The 16,486-nt window shown below is 55.3% G+C and carries 10 protein-coding genes and 1 tRNA gene; 9 read left to right on the top strand and 2 right to left on the bottom strand.

Annotated features, from left to right (window positions below; genetic code table 11):
* Positions 1–48 precede the first annotated feature (48 nt).
* The 7 genes from rpmI to GFU70_RS18055 all read left to right on the top strand — a co-directional run bounded on the left by rpmI (position 49) and on the right by GFU70_RS18055 (position 4,981).
* A complete protein-coding gene (rpmI, locus tag GFU70_RS18085) occupies positions 49–243 on the top strand; it encodes a 50S ribosomal protein L35 (RefSeq protein ID WP_002553160.1) in 195 nt (64 codons plus the stop codon).
* Positions 244–273: 30 nt separating this feature from the next.
* The gene (gene rplT / locus GFU70_RS18080; RefSeq protein WP_002553161.1) at positions 274–630 is read left to right on the top strand and encodes a 50S ribosomal protein L20; all 357 of its coding nucleotides are present in this window, start codon (positions 274–276) and stop codon (positions 628–630) included.
* A gap of 109 nt (positions 631–739) precedes the next feature.
* Positions 740–1,756 (top strand): phenylalanine--tRNA ligase subunit alpha, encoded by a 1,017-nt coding sequence (gene pheS, locus GFU70_RS18075; RefSeq protein ID WP_058546392.1) that lies wholly within the window; start codon positions 740–742, stop codon positions 1,754–1,756.
* A 36-nt stretch (positions 1,757–1,792) separates the two neighbouring features.
* Positions 1,793–4,171 carry a phenylalanine--tRNA ligase subunit beta gene (pheT, locus tag GFU70_RS18070; RefSeq protein ID WP_153388548.1) on the top strand — a complete coding sequence of 793 codons (2,379 nt, stop codon included), beginning with the start codon at positions 1,793–1,795 and terminating at the stop codon, positions 4,169–4,171.
* Between the two features lie 3 nt (positions 4,172–4,174).
* Positions 4,175–4,477, top strand: coding sequence for an integration host factor subunit alpha (ihfA, locus tag GFU70_RS18065; RefSeq protein ID WP_002553164.1), 303 nt, complete (start codon positions 4,175–4,177; stop codon positions 4,475–4,477).
* Positions 4,458–4,814: a MerR family transcriptional regulator gene (locus GFU70_RS18060; RefSeq protein ID WP_003179985.1), complete on the top strand. Its 357-nt coding sequence runs from the start codon at positions 4,458–4,460 to the stop codon at positions 4,812–4,814. Before ihfA ends, GFU70_RS18060 begins: the two co-directional genes overlap by 20 nt.
* A 90-nt stretch (positions 4,815–4,904) precedes the next feature.
* Positions 4,905–4,981 (top strand) — tRNA-Pro (locus tag GFU70_RS18055).
* Between the two features lie 207 nt (positions 4,982–5,188).
* Here GFU70_RS18055 and GFU70_RS18050 read toward each other — a convergent pair.
* Positions 5,189–5,992: a DUF4365 domain-containing protein gene (locus GFU70_RS18050; RefSeq protein WP_153388547.1), complete on the bottom strand. Its 804-nt coding sequence runs from the start codon at positions 5,990–5,992 to the stop codon at positions 5,189–5,191.
* Positions 5,993–6,224: 232 nt separating this feature from the next.
* Here GFU70_RS18050 and GFU70_RS18045 point away from each other — a divergent pair, with 232 nt between their 5' ends.
* Together GFU70_RS18045 and GFU70_RS18040 are read left to right on the top strand one after the other, a co-directional pair.
* Positions 6,225–9,203: a DEAD/DEAH box helicase gene (locus tag GFU70_RS18045; protein ID WP_153388546.1), complete on the top strand. Its 2,979-nt coding sequence runs from the start codon at positions 6,225–6,227 to the stop codon at positions 9,201–9,203.
* Positions 9,204–9,557: 354 nt separating this feature from the next.
* Positions 9,558–10,742 carry a GNAT family N-acetyltransferase gene (locus tag GFU70_RS18040; RefSeq protein WP_193034257.1) on the top strand — a complete coding sequence of 395 codons (1,185 nt, stop codon included), beginning with the start codon at positions 9,558–9,560 and terminating at the stop codon, positions 10,740–10,742.
* Between the two features lie 302 nt (positions 10,743–11,044).
* Here GFU70_RS18040 and GFU70_RS18035 read toward each other — a convergent pair whose 3' ends face one another.
* Complete coding sequence (locus tag GFU70_RS18035) at positions 11,045–16,375, bottom strand: ATP-binding protein (RefSeq protein WP_153388544.1); 5,331 nt, start codon at positions 16,373–16,375, stop codon at positions 11,045–11,047.
* Between the last annotated feature and the right edge of the window lie 111 nt (positions 16,376–16,486).

The following is a 16,486-nucleotide window of genomic DNA, read 5'->3' as shown; positions in this document are numbered from 1 at the left end:
GGCAGGCCTTGCGATTATGTTTATCAACTGAATGCGGAGTATCCGAACATGCCAAAGATGAAGACCAAAAGTGGTGCTGCTAAGCGGTTTCTGAAAACTGCTAACGGTATCAAGCACAAGCACGCTTTCAAGAGCCACATCCTGACCAAAATGTCGACCAAGCGTAAGCGTCAACTGCGCGGTAGCAGCTTGCTGCATCCGTCTGACGTGGCAAAAGTCGAGCGCATGCTGCGCCTTCGTTAATTTTTGGATCAAGAATAGAGGAAGTAACTCATGGCTCGTGTAAAGCGTGGCGTCATTGCCCGTAAGCGTCACAAGAAAATTCTGAAACTTGCTAAAGGCTACTACGGCGCGCGTTCCCGCGTATTCCGTGTTGCCAAGCAAGCGGTAATCAAGGCAGGCCAATACGCCTACCGTGACCGTCGTCAGAAAAAACGTCAGTTCCGCGCTCTGTGGATCGCTCGTATCAATGCTGGTGCTCGTGTTAACGGTCTGTCCTACAGCCGTTTCATCGCTGGCCTGAAAAAAGCGTCCATCGAGATCGACCGTAAGGTTCTGGCTGATCTGGCAGTGAACGAAAAAGCGGCGTTTGCTGCGATTGTCGAGAAAGCTAAAGCCACCTTGGCTTAAGTACCCCCGGCAGTCACCTGGGGTCACCTCTGTGGACCCAGGTGTCAAACGTCATAAATAGGGGAAGAGCCTTAAAGCTCTTCCCCTATTTCGTATCTGGAGTCTGTACATGGAAAACCTGGACGCGCTGGTCGCTCAAGCACTAGAGGCTGTGCAAAGCGCTGAAGATATCAATGCCCTGGAGCAAATCCGGGTTCACTACCTTGGCAAGAAGGGCGAGTTGACTCAGGTGATGAAGACCCTGGGGAACCTGCCAGCCGAAGAGCGTCCGCAGGTCGGTGCGCTGATCAACGTTGCCAAGGAGCGTGTCACAGAGGTCCTCAATGCGCGCAAGGCGTTGTTCGAGGAGGCGGATCTGGCTGCCAAGCTCGCCGCCGAGTCCATCGACGTGACCCTGCCTGGCCGTGGCCAGACTTCCGGTGGTCTGCATCCGGTGACCCGCACCCTGGAACGCATCGAGCAGTTCTTCACCCACATCGGCTACGGCATTGCCGAAGGCCCTGAGGTCGAAGACGACTACCACAACTTCGAAGCGCTCAACATCCCAGGCCATCACCCGGCCCGGTCGATGCACGACACCTTCTATTTCAACGCGAACATGCTGTTGCGCACCCATACCTCGCCGGTACAGGTCCGCACCATGGAATCGCAACAGCCGCCGATCCGCATCGTCTGCCCAGGCCGTGTGTACCGCAGCGACTCCGATATCACCCACTCGCCGATGTTCCACCAGGTCGAAGGCCTGCTGGTTGATCGCGACATCAATTTCGCCGACCTGAAAGGAACGATCGAAGAGTTCCTGCGGGTGTTCTTCGAAAAAGAACTGGCCGTGCGTTTCCGCCCTTCGTACTTCCCGTTCACCGAGCCATCGGCTGAAGTCGACATGGAGTGCGTGATGTGCAGCGGTAAAGGCTGCCGCGTCTGCAAGCAGACTGGCTGGCTGGAAGTCATGGGCTGCGGCATGGTTCACCCGAACGTGCTGCGTATGTCCGGGATCGATCCGGAAGAGTTCTCCGGCTTTGCTTTCGGCATGGGCGCCGAACGCCTGGCCATGCTGCGTTACGGTGTGAATGACTTGCGCCTGTTCTTCGACAACGACTTGCGGTTCCTTGCGCAATTTCGCTAAGCCGCAGACCCGTAACGAATCTAATAGGAGAGCAGGATGAAATTCAGTGAACAATGGCTGCGCGGCTGGGTAAGCCCGCAGGTAAGTCGGGACGAGCTGGTTGCTCGCCTGTCGATGGCCGGCCTTGAGGTCGATAGCGTCACGCCGGCCGCCGGTGATTTCAGCGGTGTGGTAGTGGGCGAGGTGCTGGGCACCGAGCAGCACCCAGATGCTGACAAGCTGCGGGTTTGCCAGGTCAGCAATGGCGCGGAAACCTTCCAGGTCGTCTGCGGCGCGCCCAACGTGCGCCCGGGCCTGAAGATCCCGTTCGCCATGATCGGTGCCGAACTGCCGGGCGATTTCAAGATCAAGAAAGCCAAGCTGCGTGGCGTCGAGTCCAACGGCATGTTGTGCTCCCAGGCCGAGCTGCAGATTGGCGAAGGCAACGATGGCCTGATGGAACTGCCGGCAGATGCGCCGGTTGGCCAGGACATCCGTGAATACTTGGGCCTGGACGATGCGAGCATCGAGGTCGACCTGACCCCGAACCGTGGCGATTGTCTGTCCCTGGCCGGCCTGGCCCGTGAAGTCGGCGCGTTGTACGCCGCTCCAGTGACGCGTCCGGTGGTCGCGAGCGTGCCGGCCGTGCACGACGAAGTGCGTTCGATTGAAGTCCTGGCGCCAGCCGCGTGCCCGCGTTACCTGGGCCGTGTGATCCGTAATGTCGATCTGTCCAAGCCGACGCCGCTGTGGATGGTCGAGCGCCTGCGTCGCGCCGACGTGCGCAGCATCGACGCCGCTGTCGACATCACTAACTATGTGATGCTGGAGCTGGGGCAGCCGCTGCACGCGTTCGATCTCGCCGAAATCAACGGCGGCATCCGCGTACGCATGGCCGAAGAGGGTGAGAAGCTGGTGTTGCTCGACGGTCAGGAAGTGGCCCTGCGCAGCGACACCCTGGTGATTGCCGACCATTCTCGTGCCCTGGCAATTGCTGGCGTCATGGGCGGCGAGCACAGCGGCGTCTCCACGACGACCCGTGATGTGTTCCTGGAAAGCGCGTTCTTCGACCAGATCGCCGTCGCTGGCAAGGCCCGCTCCTATGGCCTGCACACCGATGCTTCGCACCGCTACGAGCGTGGCGTGGACTGGCAACTGGCCCGTGAAGCCATGGAGCGCGCCACAGGCCTGCTGCTGGACATCACAGGTGGTGAAGCCGGCCCGATCATCGAGACGGTCAGCGAACAACATTTGCCCAAGATTGCTCCGGTCACCTTGCGTGCCCAGCGCATCACCCAGATGCTGGGCATGGAAATGGACCCGGCCGAAGTCGAACGCCTGCTCAGCGCCCTGGGCCTGAACATCAGCGCCGACGGGGCAGGGCAGTGGCGTGTTGACGTGCCAAGCCATCGCTTCGATATCAGCCTGGAAGTCGACCTGATCGAAGAACTGGCCCGCCTTTACGGCTACAACCGCCTGCCGGTTCGCTACCCGCAAGCACGCCTGGCCCCACAGGCCAAGGCGGAAGCCCGCAGCGACCTGCCGGAACTGCGCCGCCTGCTGGTGGCTCGTGGGTATCAGGAAGCGATCACCTACAGCTTCATCGATCCGCGCCAGTTCGAGCTGTTCAATCCGGGTGTCGAGCCGCTGTTGTTGGCCAATCCGATTTCCAACGACATGGCGGCCATGCGCTCGTCCCTGTGGCCGGGCCTGGTTAAGTCGCTCCAGCACAACCTGAACCGCCAGCAGGATCGCGTGCGGCTGTTCGAAAGCGGCCTGCGTTTTGTCGGTCAGTTGGAGGGCTTGAAGCAAGAGCCGATGCTGGCCGGTGTCGTCTGTGGCAGCCGTTTGCCGGAAGGTTGGGCGCAAGGTCGCGATGTCGTCGACTTCTTCGACGTCAAGGCTGACGTGGAAGCGGTGCTGGGCTTCGCCGGTGCGCTCGACGCATTCACTTTCGTCCCAGGCAAGCACCCGGCGCTGCACCCGGGGCAGACCGCACGCATCGAGCGGGACGGGCGCGAAGTCGGTTATGTCGGTGCCATTCACCCGGAACTGTCGAAAACCCTGGGCCTTGATCGTCCGGTCTTCGTTTTCGAACTGGTCCTGGCCGAAGTGGCGCTGGGGAAAATGCCGAAATTCCAGGAGTTATCACGCTTTCCTGAAGTGCGTCGTGACCTTGCGTTGCTGGCTGACCTTGACGTTGCTTCCAGTGCTGTACTGGACGTAATCCGTGAAAATGCAGGCGAATGGCTCACGGACCTCAGGCTATTTGACGTGTATCAGGGTAAAGGCATTGATCCGCATAGAAAAAGCCTTGCAGTCGGCTTGACCTGGCAGCATCCATCGCGCACTCTTAATGACGATGAGGTGAATACCGCAACGCAAAATATCCTCACCTCGCTCGAAAACAGGTTGAACGCCACGTTAAGGAAGTGACGTATGGGGGCTCTGACGAAAGCTGAGATGGCGGAACGTCTGTATGAGGAGCTGGGCCTGAATAAACGGGAGGCCAAAGAATTGGTCGAACTGTTTTTCGAAGAAATCAGGCACGCTCTGGAAGACAACGAACAGGTCAAGTTGTCCGGTTTCGGCAATTTTGACCTGCGGGACAAACGCCAGCGGCCTGGCCGCAATCCGAAAACGGGAGAAGAAATCCCGATCACGGCTCGCCGTGTGGTCACCTTTCGTCCAGGGCAGAAGTTGAAGGCCCGAGTTGAGGCTTATGCTGGAACCAAGTCATAACGACGAGCTACCCGTCATCCCCGGCAAACGCTACTTCACCATTGGTGAAGTCAGCGAGCTATGTGCGGTAAAACCGCACGTGCTGCGCTATTGGGAGCAGGAGTTTCCTCAACTCAACCCGGTCAAGCGCCGCGGAAACCGCCGGTATTATCAGCGACAAGACGTGCTGATGATCCGGCAGATCCGCGCGCTGCTGTACGACCAGGGGTTCACCATCGGCGGAGCACGTCTGCGCCTCTCCGGTGATGAGGCCAAAGACGATACAACCCAGTACAAACAGATGATCCGCCAGATGATCGCCGAGCTTGAAGATGTACTGGTGGTGCTCAAGAAATAAATTTCTGCTTTTAAATACTTCCAGTTTTCAAAAGCTTGCGATATATTCCTGAGCGTTCCGTTGAGAGACGGAACAAGATTCACGCCTAGTCGGGGCGTAGCGCAGTCCGGTAGCGCACTAGCATGGGGTGCTAGGGGTCGAGTGTTCGAATCACTCCGTCCCGACCATATAATTCAAGGGGTTGCGAGATTTTATCTCGCGACCCTTTTTTATTTTTGATCGTTTTTACCCCTACAAAACGACTGGCTTTTGATGGAATCCTCACCTCTTTCGGAGGAGATGGGCGCAAGATTTCTGGGTGCCAATGTCCCCCCGCAGTAATTTCGGCGATGGAGGGCAGGGATGGACCTAGTTGACGGCTCGTCAGGCAGTTTTCAGCTTTTGCTGTGGGGGTAGCTGATGGCGACTACTTGCCTCGCTCGCTCTGAAAGACCTCCTGAGCGTTGCAATGCAATTGATTTGTCGATTTTTTTCTCAAGTTCCGGATAAAAATCCATTACGAGGAGACGTAACCGATCTAGAAGTTTAGGATCATTTTTAAGCTGGTCTCGTAAGTAGACTGCGTAACCGTAGTTGGAAGTTAAGGCATCGTCGGGCGCAAATGCCCGCATCCACTTCAGCATGATATCTGCGTCCCCTCCGAAATTTATCAGCAGGTCGATGTAGCGAATCAGCTGGGCCGAAGCGTTATAAAGTGTATATCTGTTGATGTCTAAGATGGACGTTTGATGTTCGACTGCGATCTTCTTGATGTCCTTCCATCCCTTACTGAGCTGGAAGGATCCTTTCATACTTACAGAGATTGTTTTGGCGGTGGGTTTACGTGGGGTCAAATGACCCTGTTCGACAGGTAGCGCCCGAATGGCCCCGGTAGTGACATTTACGTCGATCAGTAGCACGGGAATTAACGAAACAGACAAATAACGCGCGGTCGTGGACTTCAGGCGGATTTTACCTCTATCAGTCCTGGTTCCTTTGATCTGCAATCGTATAAGTGCGCCGGTCACTGAGCCTCGCTTCTTGACAATCTCAATTTCCGCGTCCAGACCGTAGTCTTTTGGTAAGTCTCTATAAATCCAGCCTTTTTTTGCAACGGCTTTTTTTACTAAAGCGGTTGCTTGATCGTCAACTACATGGGACTTCGTTCTCATAGGAAGATTTTCTGTCATTAGGTCCATCTAACTCTGTCTCTTGCGCTTGTTGAAGGAGGGACATTCAATGCCGTTTTATTTTTTGATCACTGGATAAAATGACGCATGTTTATTAGCTAACTACAAATGATCTCTGCAGGCCGGTGGTGATCCGTCGTCGGTGCTGAATTCACTTTCCCCGCAACCCAACCACACCCTTACCACTTGCACAAAAACGGCACCAGAGTACGCTTCAATCGGATCCAAAGGAGGGATTGCGGTGCCGAATTTTTTTGTTGAGCAAGCGGGGACGCTGAATCTGTTTCAACAGCAGCGTACTCCCAATCATGGATTCAGACCTGGACAGTTGGGTGCGTTGCACGCAGTTTTGGCGCATTTTTCCGTGCAGGACGACCCTGCCATCGTCTGTTTGCCCACTGGCTATGGAAAGACCTCCTTGATGATGGCGCTTCCCATGCTGCTGGGGCCGGCGCGTGTACTGATAGTGGAACCTTCAAGCGCCTTGAGAAAACAGGTGCATTCACATATTTCTGTCATGTCCACACTCCGCCGGATTGGTGCGCTAGCTGAAGATTGTCCGCTTCCCGACGTGCACCTGCATATCGGCCGTCCTCAATCCCTTGAAGAATGGCAATTGCTTCAAGCCTACGACGTCGTCGTTTCGACACCTTCAAGCTCATCACCCGACCTAGCCCCTGGTGCGCCGTCGGACCTCTTCGATCTTGTGATCTTCGATGAAGCCCATCATGCTCCGGCCGATTCCTGGATGGCCTACGTAGAACACTTCACAAAAGCTCGGTTCTTGTTTCTCACGGCAACGCCCTTTCGACGAGATGGGCGCGTCATTCTAGGGAAGCTCGTTTATCGATATCCGGTAATGCGGGCTGTCGATGAGGGGGCCTTTGAGCCAATTAACTTCTGTGCGGCACCGATCGAAGACGAACTCGATGATGAACACGTTGATCAAGCCATAGCTCGGGCGGCTGTTCAGCAGCTTAACGAGGACAGGGCAAACGGGTTCGATCATAGGCTGTTTGTACGTGCAGGGACTATCAAGGCCGCACAGGATCTAGTGCCGCTCTATCAAGGCCTGGGCATAGCGGTCGAGGCCATTAGCAGCAAACTTACGAAACGTCAGCAGGAGGCGATTGAGGAAAGGCTAATCACCGGTGCGCTGGAAGCGATCGTTTGCGTGGACATGTTCGGGGAGGGTTATGACTTTCCGAAACTCAAGGTGGCGGCGCTCCATGCTCCCCACCAGTCTCTGGTGCCCACAATTCAATTCATTGGACGCTTCGCCCGTGTGGACGAAACCACAGGCCCGCCAACGCTGATTGCACCAACTTTCCGTATCAAGGAGGCAACAGCGTTTCTTCTTAAGGAAGGCGTAAATCTTGCGCAGATGATTGATGAGGCTGCGATCGCTCAACTCGCGGGATCTCTGGAGGAGCAGGAGTTTATGGAAAGGCTCCCCGTGAGGAAGATTGCCGAATCTGACTACGAATCTGTCTCGCCGCTGTCTTTTAATTTATATGCCCATGTACGTGTTTTCGAGTGTGACGAGCCACCGAATTTTGGACTCCTTGAATCCACGATTGGGCGGCATTTGCGGATTGTGAAGCAGTGGGGAACGCAAGACGGGACAATCTCGTTGGTTTTGACGGCAGACGAGACGTCTCCCAATTGGGCCATCTCTGATGCTCTGATCGATGTGCGTCACGACGTGTTTCTCTTGATGTTTTTCGAGGCGGCAAAACTCTGCTACATAGGGTCGACCCGTCGAACGGAAAAGCTTTACCTCAGCATCATGGACACGATTGCTCCCGGTGGCTGCAGACCGCTTAGCTACCAACAGACCAGCAGGGCGCGCGCGGGCTTGGAGGAGGTCAAGTTTTACAACGTTGGGCTGAAGAACACGACGTTCAACTCGCAGGGAGAGACTTATCGAACCCTCACTGGCCCCCAGGCGGAGAGGGCGGTGACAGCTGGCGACAGTCGAGTCTTCTCCCAAGGACACTTCTTCGGCAGCGGTATGAATGGACAGGTCAAGGAAACGATTGGCGCAAGCAGCAGTTCCCGGATATGGAGCAATCAGCGCCTCTCGATCCTTGATTTCGTTGAGTGGGTGCAAACCTTGAACGGACGCCTCTCCGGTAATGCGCCTTTTAGCGCAACCCAGTTAGACATCGTGCGCTCTAGCAAGCCTTTGAGTCGTTTACCAGATGTGGTCATAGCGGCGAACTGGCCTAAAAGCGGATTCAAAAACAACCCGAAAGTCCGCTTTCGGGCTGCCACCCAACAGCGCGTTCAATATTCGAGATTGGTTGAGTGGGACATCCAGAACTTTCAGTGCAATCTACCGGCGGGACAATTAGCCTTTTCGCTGGTTAGCGCCTTCGGCGTGGTGCCAATGCGATTTCACTTGGCAAACGCACGGATGGTGACGTGTCTGGATCCTGACGTCTCCGTCGAAATCGAATCTGCCCACGATTCCTGGGTTGCAATGGCGGACTGGCTCTGTGAACACAGTCCAGTGTTCTATGCCGCCGATAAATCATCCTTTGAGGGGATGAATTTGATGGCTGCACCGTTGCTGCAAACCGAACGTTTGGCTCCTGGCGATGCAGAGATCATCGATTGGAGGGGCTGTGGCATACACATCGAATTTCTACCCCAGGATCAATCCCCCGAGACGTTGCGAAAGCGAGCCTTGCTCGCGGGAAACCTGACCGTGCAGGAGCACCTGGAGCGACACTTGGTCAACCTGCCGGATGTTCAAGGACTCTTCTACGACCACAGGGCGGGGGAGGCCGCGGATTATATCTGCGTCACCAAGAATGCTGAGGATGAGGTCAACGTCAGCTTCTACCACTGCAAAGGTGCGGGTGGGCCACCAAGTGGAGGCCGTGTGGGTGATGTCTACGAGGTGGCAGGACAGTTGGTCAAGTCGGTCTATTACTGCAACGTGCCGACGATTGTTCAGCACATGGAAGATAGGATGCTTCCAAGGCACACATCACCCTCCTACTTTGTTCGCGGCAACAGAGCCGACGTTACTCAGCTGTTGAAAACTACACCGGCCACCAAGCTCACGTTTTCCGTGATCGGCGTTCAGCCTGGCATTCGCCGCTCGGCTATCAATGCTCACCTGAGTGATCTTATGGCGTTCTGTATCAGTTACGCGAGGCAGGGAGGGGCAGCGAAGGCTTACTGGCTGGTCAACGAACCAGAGAATTGATTCCACAAAGCGGCTGAGGAGTACGCCTGGCCGCTTCGTGTGTTTCGCCATCGTGGATGACCTAGATTTACCTAGCGTTTAGCTCCACGGGCGGACTTTCGGTTCTTCGCATTTCCAGATTGCAGTCTTTACGGACAGTCTTTAACCAACGGTTTGCCGTGCTCCCAGCATGTAGATCAATGCGGGATTTTGACTAGGCCGATCACAACGCTTTTCGCTCCACCAGCCGAAATACGAGAAGGATTCAGCGAAGTCAGCCGGCAACAATGACGCTATGTGCGTGGCGCATAAAGCGCATTGCCTGCTCCGAGAACGGTTGGCAAGATGCTGCATTCGCCTTCCCTTTGGATGCTCATGGACCGTTTTATTGAGAGCAACACGCTTGCTGAGCTCTACAGTATCCTCAGTGAGGATAGACGCTCGCTATCCAGCAGCCACTCGATGACACGCTTTGAGCGTCAGCTCATGGTCAATCGAGTCACGGCTTTTGTAGAGTTTGGCGACTATCTGATCTTGACTGAGCGCCGCCGCTACAGCGCGATCGAACGGCTATTCAAGACATTGATTGATCCGCTTTCGATTCCCAGGCAGACCGTCTACTACAAGCCGGAATACCCTGAAGATGAAGTGAGTGGGTATGAGGGGCTAACGGCAGTGGATACGGTAGGGCTGCTGATCGATATGGAACATCTCGGCCTGCAGGTAGACCCGAGCAGGTTGGTCGCCGCCCTGACCCCGGAAATCAACGAGAAGAAGCTGCTGACGAACAGTGAACTTTCGGTCCTGATGTACCGACACTACCGTGGAAAGCAGTGCTTTGTGCTCAAAGCTGATCCAAACGCTGGGGAAGGGGATATCTCTGTAACCCACCACAAGGACGCTTCGGGATATAAGTTCGCAATGACCTGGAGGGGAAAAGCTGCGATTCGGCTTGAAGTGCGTGGGCCCAACTACAGCGAACCTAAACCACAGGAGTTCGTCATTTGCGACTACTGCAAGCATCGCTACCTTACCAACAGCTCTGTAGACGAACGCATCCACCACGCAGAGCATGAGTGGACTCGCCAGCTCTACGAGCCCTTGCCGAACTCTCTGTTCGCGCAGCGGCTTGCTGTCGTCCCTAGGGGGGAGCTCGTTGATCCGTCAAGCCCGCTTTGGATGCATGAGGAAGTCTTGCAGCGAGCCAGGGCGTTCAGGCGCGAGTTTGGCTACGACCGGGTTCAGTGGGATGGTTCTGCGACTAGTCCAGCCTCAGAGGGTTGGCACGGTTATCTTTTCGCTGGAGACGCTGAAGGTACGATCGCTGGCGCTTGTGGATTTTTACCTGAATCGTCGGGCCCGCACAAAGGTCAGTGGGCGCTGCACTGGATATGGTTCGCGCCGAAGTATCGGCGGAGGGGTTTGTTGTTGGCTCGCTGGGCCGATTTCCTTGAGCGCTACGGAGACTTTCATATTGAGCGACCAGTCTCGGATGCAATGCAGTCATTTCTCCGTAAACATGGCACTGCTGATCAGAGGGCCTGGCTACCATCGCCATAGCTCAAAGCTCTGGTCGTCCGTTCAAGGCTTGAAACTGTGCTCTGAAGGTCGGCACTGACACTTAGCAGAAGGTCGGTGCGCGTGGCCTGCCCCGGGATACTCAATGAGAAGCGATTGGTGGCTGGCCTTCTTGGCGAGATTGCCATCTATAAACGATTACTGGATCTGGGCATTCGAGCCGAGCTGGAAGCGGGCGCGGGCGATTGGCATGCTTACATCTTGGTTGGCAATTCAAAGTTTGGCTCACGGTTGGCGAGCCAACTCCAACAGAATAATTTGCGCATGCGCTCACCGGGCAATTGCTATTCACGCATGACAGTGAAACGGACACCCTGCTGATGACTTTCCCGGAATAGCCGACTTGCACCTAGGGAATATGGATTGGGCAGCTCATAAACTGCGACGTTAGGACCTCGTACGTTCGCGACATAGAGAATACGCCAGCGGTTGGTTCCATCATGGCGCATCGTTACTGCCGCAGTTACTTGAGAGCGCTCTAGGTCGATGTGTCCTGGATCCGCGACATGCGCTTTGACCTCGTAATGAATGAAGCCTTTCGCGTCCGATACTTTGAAGTCGAATCCTTGATCACTCTCTGGCGGAAGCCCTAGATACCTGCGGCCCATCGAAGATACCCAGTATTCGGGCCGCATATTTCGATGTTTATTGCGTAAATATTGATAGGCGGCGAGCTCCCCGGCGAAACCGATGAGGTCGCGTTGTTCTTGACTCAAATACTGTGGATCATCACCTCGATTGCTTGTGCCGCGCTTAGTCGGTCTAGGGGTAGTTCGAGGGCCAAAGACTTGTAATGCCGCAGGACCGGACCGCGTTTTGAATCCTCCACTCGCAAGAGTCTCTTGCATGGCTTGCGCAACTGCATCATACCAACCCTGAGCACCACCATCGATTTCTAATTCCCCAAACTGCAAACTACGACGTTCTTTCTGTCTGCGCGTTTCTCGTTCACGCTCCTCTAATGCTTCGAATGCCAGATCACTATCGGAAAGACCGAGCGCAACAGTGTCCAGGCTTTCCGGCATTTGATTTGGCCAGAGGCTCGCTCGGTGAAGTGCGGAGGGGACGGATCTCTCGTTGAGGGACTCGAAGTCAAGCGTACCGGATGACAGTGCAGCTCGAATCAGGCGTTCAGGTCCTTGCAACCAAAGTTCATCAAGTGGCGTCGAATTGCACTTCGCCCAAGCTCTGACCAAACGTTGCAAATGTTCCGCAATCCGCGTGAGTAGTTGGCGGTTGTGCTGGCGGACGCCGTCGATGGGACTGCCATTGGGAAAAGGGCCTGCACCAAGGCGGAGGGTTACCTGTCTATCGATTTCCTCATCTACCTGCTGTGTATCAATATCATCGAATCGTTCCACCCAATCATCTGGCAGGTGGAGCCATTTCAAAGCGACTGCTTCGCGATAGGCCTGAAGGGCTCCGTCTGCTTCAATGGATTGGGTGTACGCATCCCGTACGGCTCGCTCAACCTCAGCACGCCGATGCTCAACGCGGGAGGAGAAACGCTCCGTTAACCTTTTCTTGAACTCCAGCGGAGATCGACCAAGCGCAACTAGGCTCGCGTTCAGTACGTTGAACTCAAGCCCTAGCTCATGCCGTAGGCCGCTAAGTGTGTCGGCGTCTCGGCAGGCGCTGACGATTCTTTCGGCTTGGTCGGAGGGTATACCGTAACCAGAAATAACGGTCATCACGTCGGAATCATCTCTGAATTCGTCGGTCCGCTCGATCAATATTGCAGCCAGGTCGGTATGCCCCATGGCGTGGACGGACGGGATCAAATACTCCAATAAACGCGGCGTGGTCGCACGAAGCGATCGCCTCAGCTCGGTGATCCGAGAGACGGGTCGTCCAAGTGCTCGAGCGAGTTGCAAATCCGAGGGTGCTTTCAGCTCATGACCGTCCCGCGACATCTCGTTTCCAAACGCAGAAAATGTCAGGCGAAAAGCGTCCGTTAATCCCGGTCTGCCTATCGCCGCGGGCACGGCCGACGCGATCATGGACAGGGTAGACCAATTCAAAAACTGCCCCTCACACAGGACTGTTGGATATTCTTCGTTGGCAACCGGAAGTATGCCGTCAAGCTCGTCTGGCAGAGTGCTTGAGCTTCCATCTATCGAGACCGTGATTTCTCGGACAAAACGCAGCCGTACTCGACGGATAGCCCCTCCCAGCGCCTGGCGAGCTCGAAGGGTGTTCTGGTTGCTTAGATTTGAGCTCACTTCCAGCACCAGAACAGCGAGGTCGGCGATCCATTCACAATCTTTGCTTACGAGCAGCTCATCCGTTGCACTCGGAAAAAAAGGAACGCCGTCTGTGGTGACGGATATTGAGTCTTCATGAATTGGCTGGGCCTTACAACCCAGATACGTTGCTAGCGCTCTGATACAGCTTGCAGTCGCTGTACCTCCCACATCAATTGTGATGCGACCAAAAGAAGCCAAAATTTGTTGAAAAGTTGGCCGCGAACCGTCGTCAATGTAGATCGTTTCAACGAGTGGAGCGCTTTTGTGAAGCGTCACGGCCGTCAAGCCATCAATAGTGTCTTTAGGGATTACGAGTGTCGAAGGCAGAGCCGGGCGCAAGTCGAGCTGAGCGTACTCTGTCCATGCTTCGCGGTAGGCTTTTCGAAAGTCATCAAGAAAGGCCTCTGATATACCGCGCTCCAGTAGCTCGCCAAGTGCGGCAATACGTCGGGGTGCACTTTTTGGGTCCGACCAAGCAGGTACATTCAATTTGCCGGACAACATCTCTTGAAGGTAGCGGTTGTTTTCTATCAGCTCTCGTACCATGCGCTCCGGCCGCGGTACGAAACGAGGTATGTCACTCCTGCTGCCTAACCAGCACTGACCTAAAGTTAACCCTTCGAAATCGTCGCCCGCCGACGCGGGAATCCAAGCAGTCGACTTCAGAAAAGCGGCGATGGCGCTAGGCCAGTGAATGTAGTCGGAACGGACGCCGCGTCGGGAGAGCGTTGTCACCATAGCTTCGGCTGGAATCTTTGTGAGCGCGTGGATAATCAGTCGCCCGTATGCCAAGCGGGCAGCCCCGTTCATTGTGTCGTAGCTCGCCTGGCCGTATAGGTAGGGTACGCCATTCGTAACGTAGTCACCGCTTTGGTAGCCGAGGTCTCGTGACTGAGCGACGGCTTTGCGCCAGCAAATTCCCAGCTCAAGCTCGAAATTCTGTGTTGGTAAAAAACCATACCTCAAGCTTTGCCAGGCTGGTGAGTCCATTCGTACAGCGGCGCCTTTGCTCCAGGGAAGTCCGTCCCGTACGCCAGCGATTTTCAAAAAGTCCCGCCAGTCTTGAGCACTTTGCCCTGGGCCGGTATTCCATTCGTTCCAATCAGGAAGCATCGTCTTTGCGATTCCGGCAATCTGCTTGTCGTGGCTTGCCTCTTTACAGAGGTCAGTGAGCAAATTACCTAGCGTGTCGCGCCATCCTGCTGAGAAATAAGCGAGGCTCGCTTTGCCAATTCCGCCGCTGGCCAAGGGAACCCAGAGTCCTGCGGTCTGAAGGGCCTCGTCGAAGTCCGGGGTGCGATTTTGCTTCCATGTTCTGAAGGCCCAGGTAAGCACTGACAAAGCGTCGCGTGCGCGAGGGCGAGTTCCGAGGAGTGTTCCCAATCTTGAAACCAAGTTGATGAGACGAAACTCGGAAGCAAGTCCTGCATTAACGAACGCCGTGACCACATCCGCAGACCAGGCAAGCGTCGGGTCGGCGAACTCGAGCCCCTTGGTTATGCAGCTTGGAGGAAAAACACCGGCGTCATCCAGGCGTTTTTTCTTCTTGGTGACACGCCCAGGGTCGGCATTGATGAAAAACTGAACTGGTTCTCCCGCTACGGATTTAGCTCCTTCGGCTCTCACAAGTTTGCGAGCTTCGTTTCTAAAAATGGGTTTGCCTCGAAGCTGCTCAAGGATGTCCTTGCGCACGCTTAGGTCAGTATAGAAATCCTCCCAATTCGCGGCTGTTGCTTTGCGTTGGCGTTCAAGGTCGGCAGCGAGTAACGGTACCCACTTTGCGAGGCGGTCGTTCTCCGGCTCAAGCGGAAGCCCCACATCATCAGCAAGGCTGCGCAAGGCGGCAACTCGCCTAGCTCCCAGTTTGCGTCGCAGCAAAAATTCGCCTGTAACCTTGGCAATCCAAGTCGCACGCAGAGATTTGTATTGGTCGTCTTGCCAGTCAAAAACATGGTCAAGGGTTGCCCATCTTGCATCGCTGCCAGGTGGGCTCATTGTTGGAAGTGGGAGCGTTTCGTGCGCGAGCCCTTTAGCCTGAAACGCAGTCAAGACGTGGTCTGCCGGCGCCCATGTGATGGCGTCCACAGCGGCGTGCACGTATGAGACAAGATTGATATTGGCAGCAGCTACACCGTATATCAGGTCAATGCACATCTCTGCTGCAACCTTGACCAATTCTTGATTAAGGGCGTTGTCCAGACTTAAGCCCTTACGGTCTGGGTCTGGGAAAAACGGAGCGTCCAAATGACCGTTGAAAGGACAGGGGGTTTCCATGGGTAAGAAAGCATAGTAACGCCCCTCCGGAACCTCGAACCCTAGGGGGATCGCGATGCTGACCGTGGGCGCGCCTGTCCAATTTCGCCACCTCTCAACTTTATGACGTTGTTCGACAGCCGCGTCTACAGCTCTTAAAAATCGCATCTGATCGACGGCGCGACTGATGAATAAATACGACCGATTGTCGACAACGATTTCTTCTATCTCAAGGTTGTCAATTTTCAGCGGTCGATTCAGAGGGTATCGACGACGCGTTAACTCTCGACGCGAAGTAGTGCCGTCCGGGTCAATTTTTTCAAATACGAGCTTGGTGAGCTTAGGTAGAAAGAGATTAAGCGGGGCACGCTCATCAAAAAGTGACTGCCATTCTTTTTCCATGCGAGAGGCGGCCATACGGTCGGTCAACGGCAGCCTTATCACTGTCGCAAATCCATGCGATGCATAGTCCTGTATGTCATCGGGGAAGCTATTTATCACGAGCGGCAGTTGCAAGCTGTGAGTCTTGCCGACCGCCCTTTCCGCAAGGTCGGGTTCGGCTAGGTGCAGAAGTCGCTCGCGTTGGGCCTGCTCATCAGCAAATCGAAAGCAGAACCCGTCGAACTGCGCTGCCTTATTGTCAGCTTGAGATGAGTAGATCTGAGGATCATGGCTGATCAACGTAACACTGCGAAATCCAAGTCCTTTGTGGCCAATGGAGTTTCCGGGCTGCTTTCTGCTTCTTGCCGGATTCACGATTGAATCGACATCGGCCCGGGAGAAACCGCTGCCAGTGTTGCAGACGTCCAGCATAGCGTGAGGCGCGGAGGAAAGATCAAGCTTCACCAGGATATGGGCATCGACACCTCCACCAGCTCCGTCGTAAGCGTTCTGTATGAGCTCGCGCAGAATGCGGCCATCGTAAAGCGTCGCCGCAGTGTCGGTGAGTTGACGCATGGAGTCATCTCGCTCGGACCCCAGCTCGATGCCGTGTAGGGTGAGCTTGAGCTCTCGATCAAGTATCTGCTCTAGGTAGCCGGAGGGTGAAATCTCAATCGTGCACGTGTCGCTTTCTGAGAAAGCCCCCGGCGCTGGTGCAGTTACGTCGATACTCATGGTCTAGCTTCCCTGGCTGTCATGGCGTTGTGATGTCCGTACCTTCAGAAGTGTGCAGCGTATCTACGCCACGCCAGAACAGACGTGGTTGTTAAGGACTGTCGACCGCGA

The sequence above is a fragment of the Pseudomonas brassicacearum genome, from assembly GCF_009601685.2.
Classification (GTDB): Bacteria; Pseudomonadota; Gammaproteobacteria; order Pseudomonadales; family Pseudomonadaceae; genus Aquipseudomonas; species Aquipseudomonas kilonensis_B.
The sequence above is the reverse complement of the archived record's forward strand: the minus strand, read 5'-3'. Positions and strand labels throughout refer to the sequence as shown.

Bases quoted from the DNA above. Each gene is read 5' to 3' on its own strand.
- rpmI (WP_002553160.1), top strand. From the start codon at position 49: ATGCCAAAGATGAAGACCAAAAGTGGTGCTGCTAAGCGGTTTCTGAAA.
- GFU70_RS18060 (WP_003179985.1), top strand. From the start codon at position 4,458: ATGCTGGAACCAAGTCATAACGACGAGCTACCCGTCATCCCCGGCAAA.
- pheS (WP_058546392.1), top strand. From the start codon at position 740: ATGGAAAACCTGGACGCGCTGGTCGCTCAAGCACTAGAGGCTGTGCAA.
- ihfA (WP_002553164.1), top strand. From the start codon at position 4,175: ATGGGGGCTCTGACGAAAGCTGAGATGGCGGAACGTCTGTATGAGGAG.
- GFU70_RS18035 (WP_153388544.1), bottom strand. From the start codon at position 16,375: ATGAGTATCGACGTAACTGCACCAGCGCCGGGGGCTTTCTCAGAAAGC.
- pheT (WP_153388548.1), top strand. From the start codon at position 1,793: ATGAAATTCAGTGAACAATGGCTGCGCGGCTGGGTAAGCCCGCAGGTA.
- rplT (WP_002553161.1), top strand. From the start codon at position 274: ATGGCTCGTGTAAAGCGTGGCGTCATTGCCCGTAAGCGTCACAAGAAA.
- GFU70_RS18050 (WP_153388547.1), bottom strand. From the start codon at position 5,992: ATGGACCTAATGACAGAAAATCTTCCTATGAGAACGAAGTCCCATGTA.
- GFU70_RS18040 (WP_193034257.1), top strand. From the start codon at position 9,558: ATGGACCGTTTTATTGAGAGCAACACGCTTGCTGAGCTCTACAGTATC.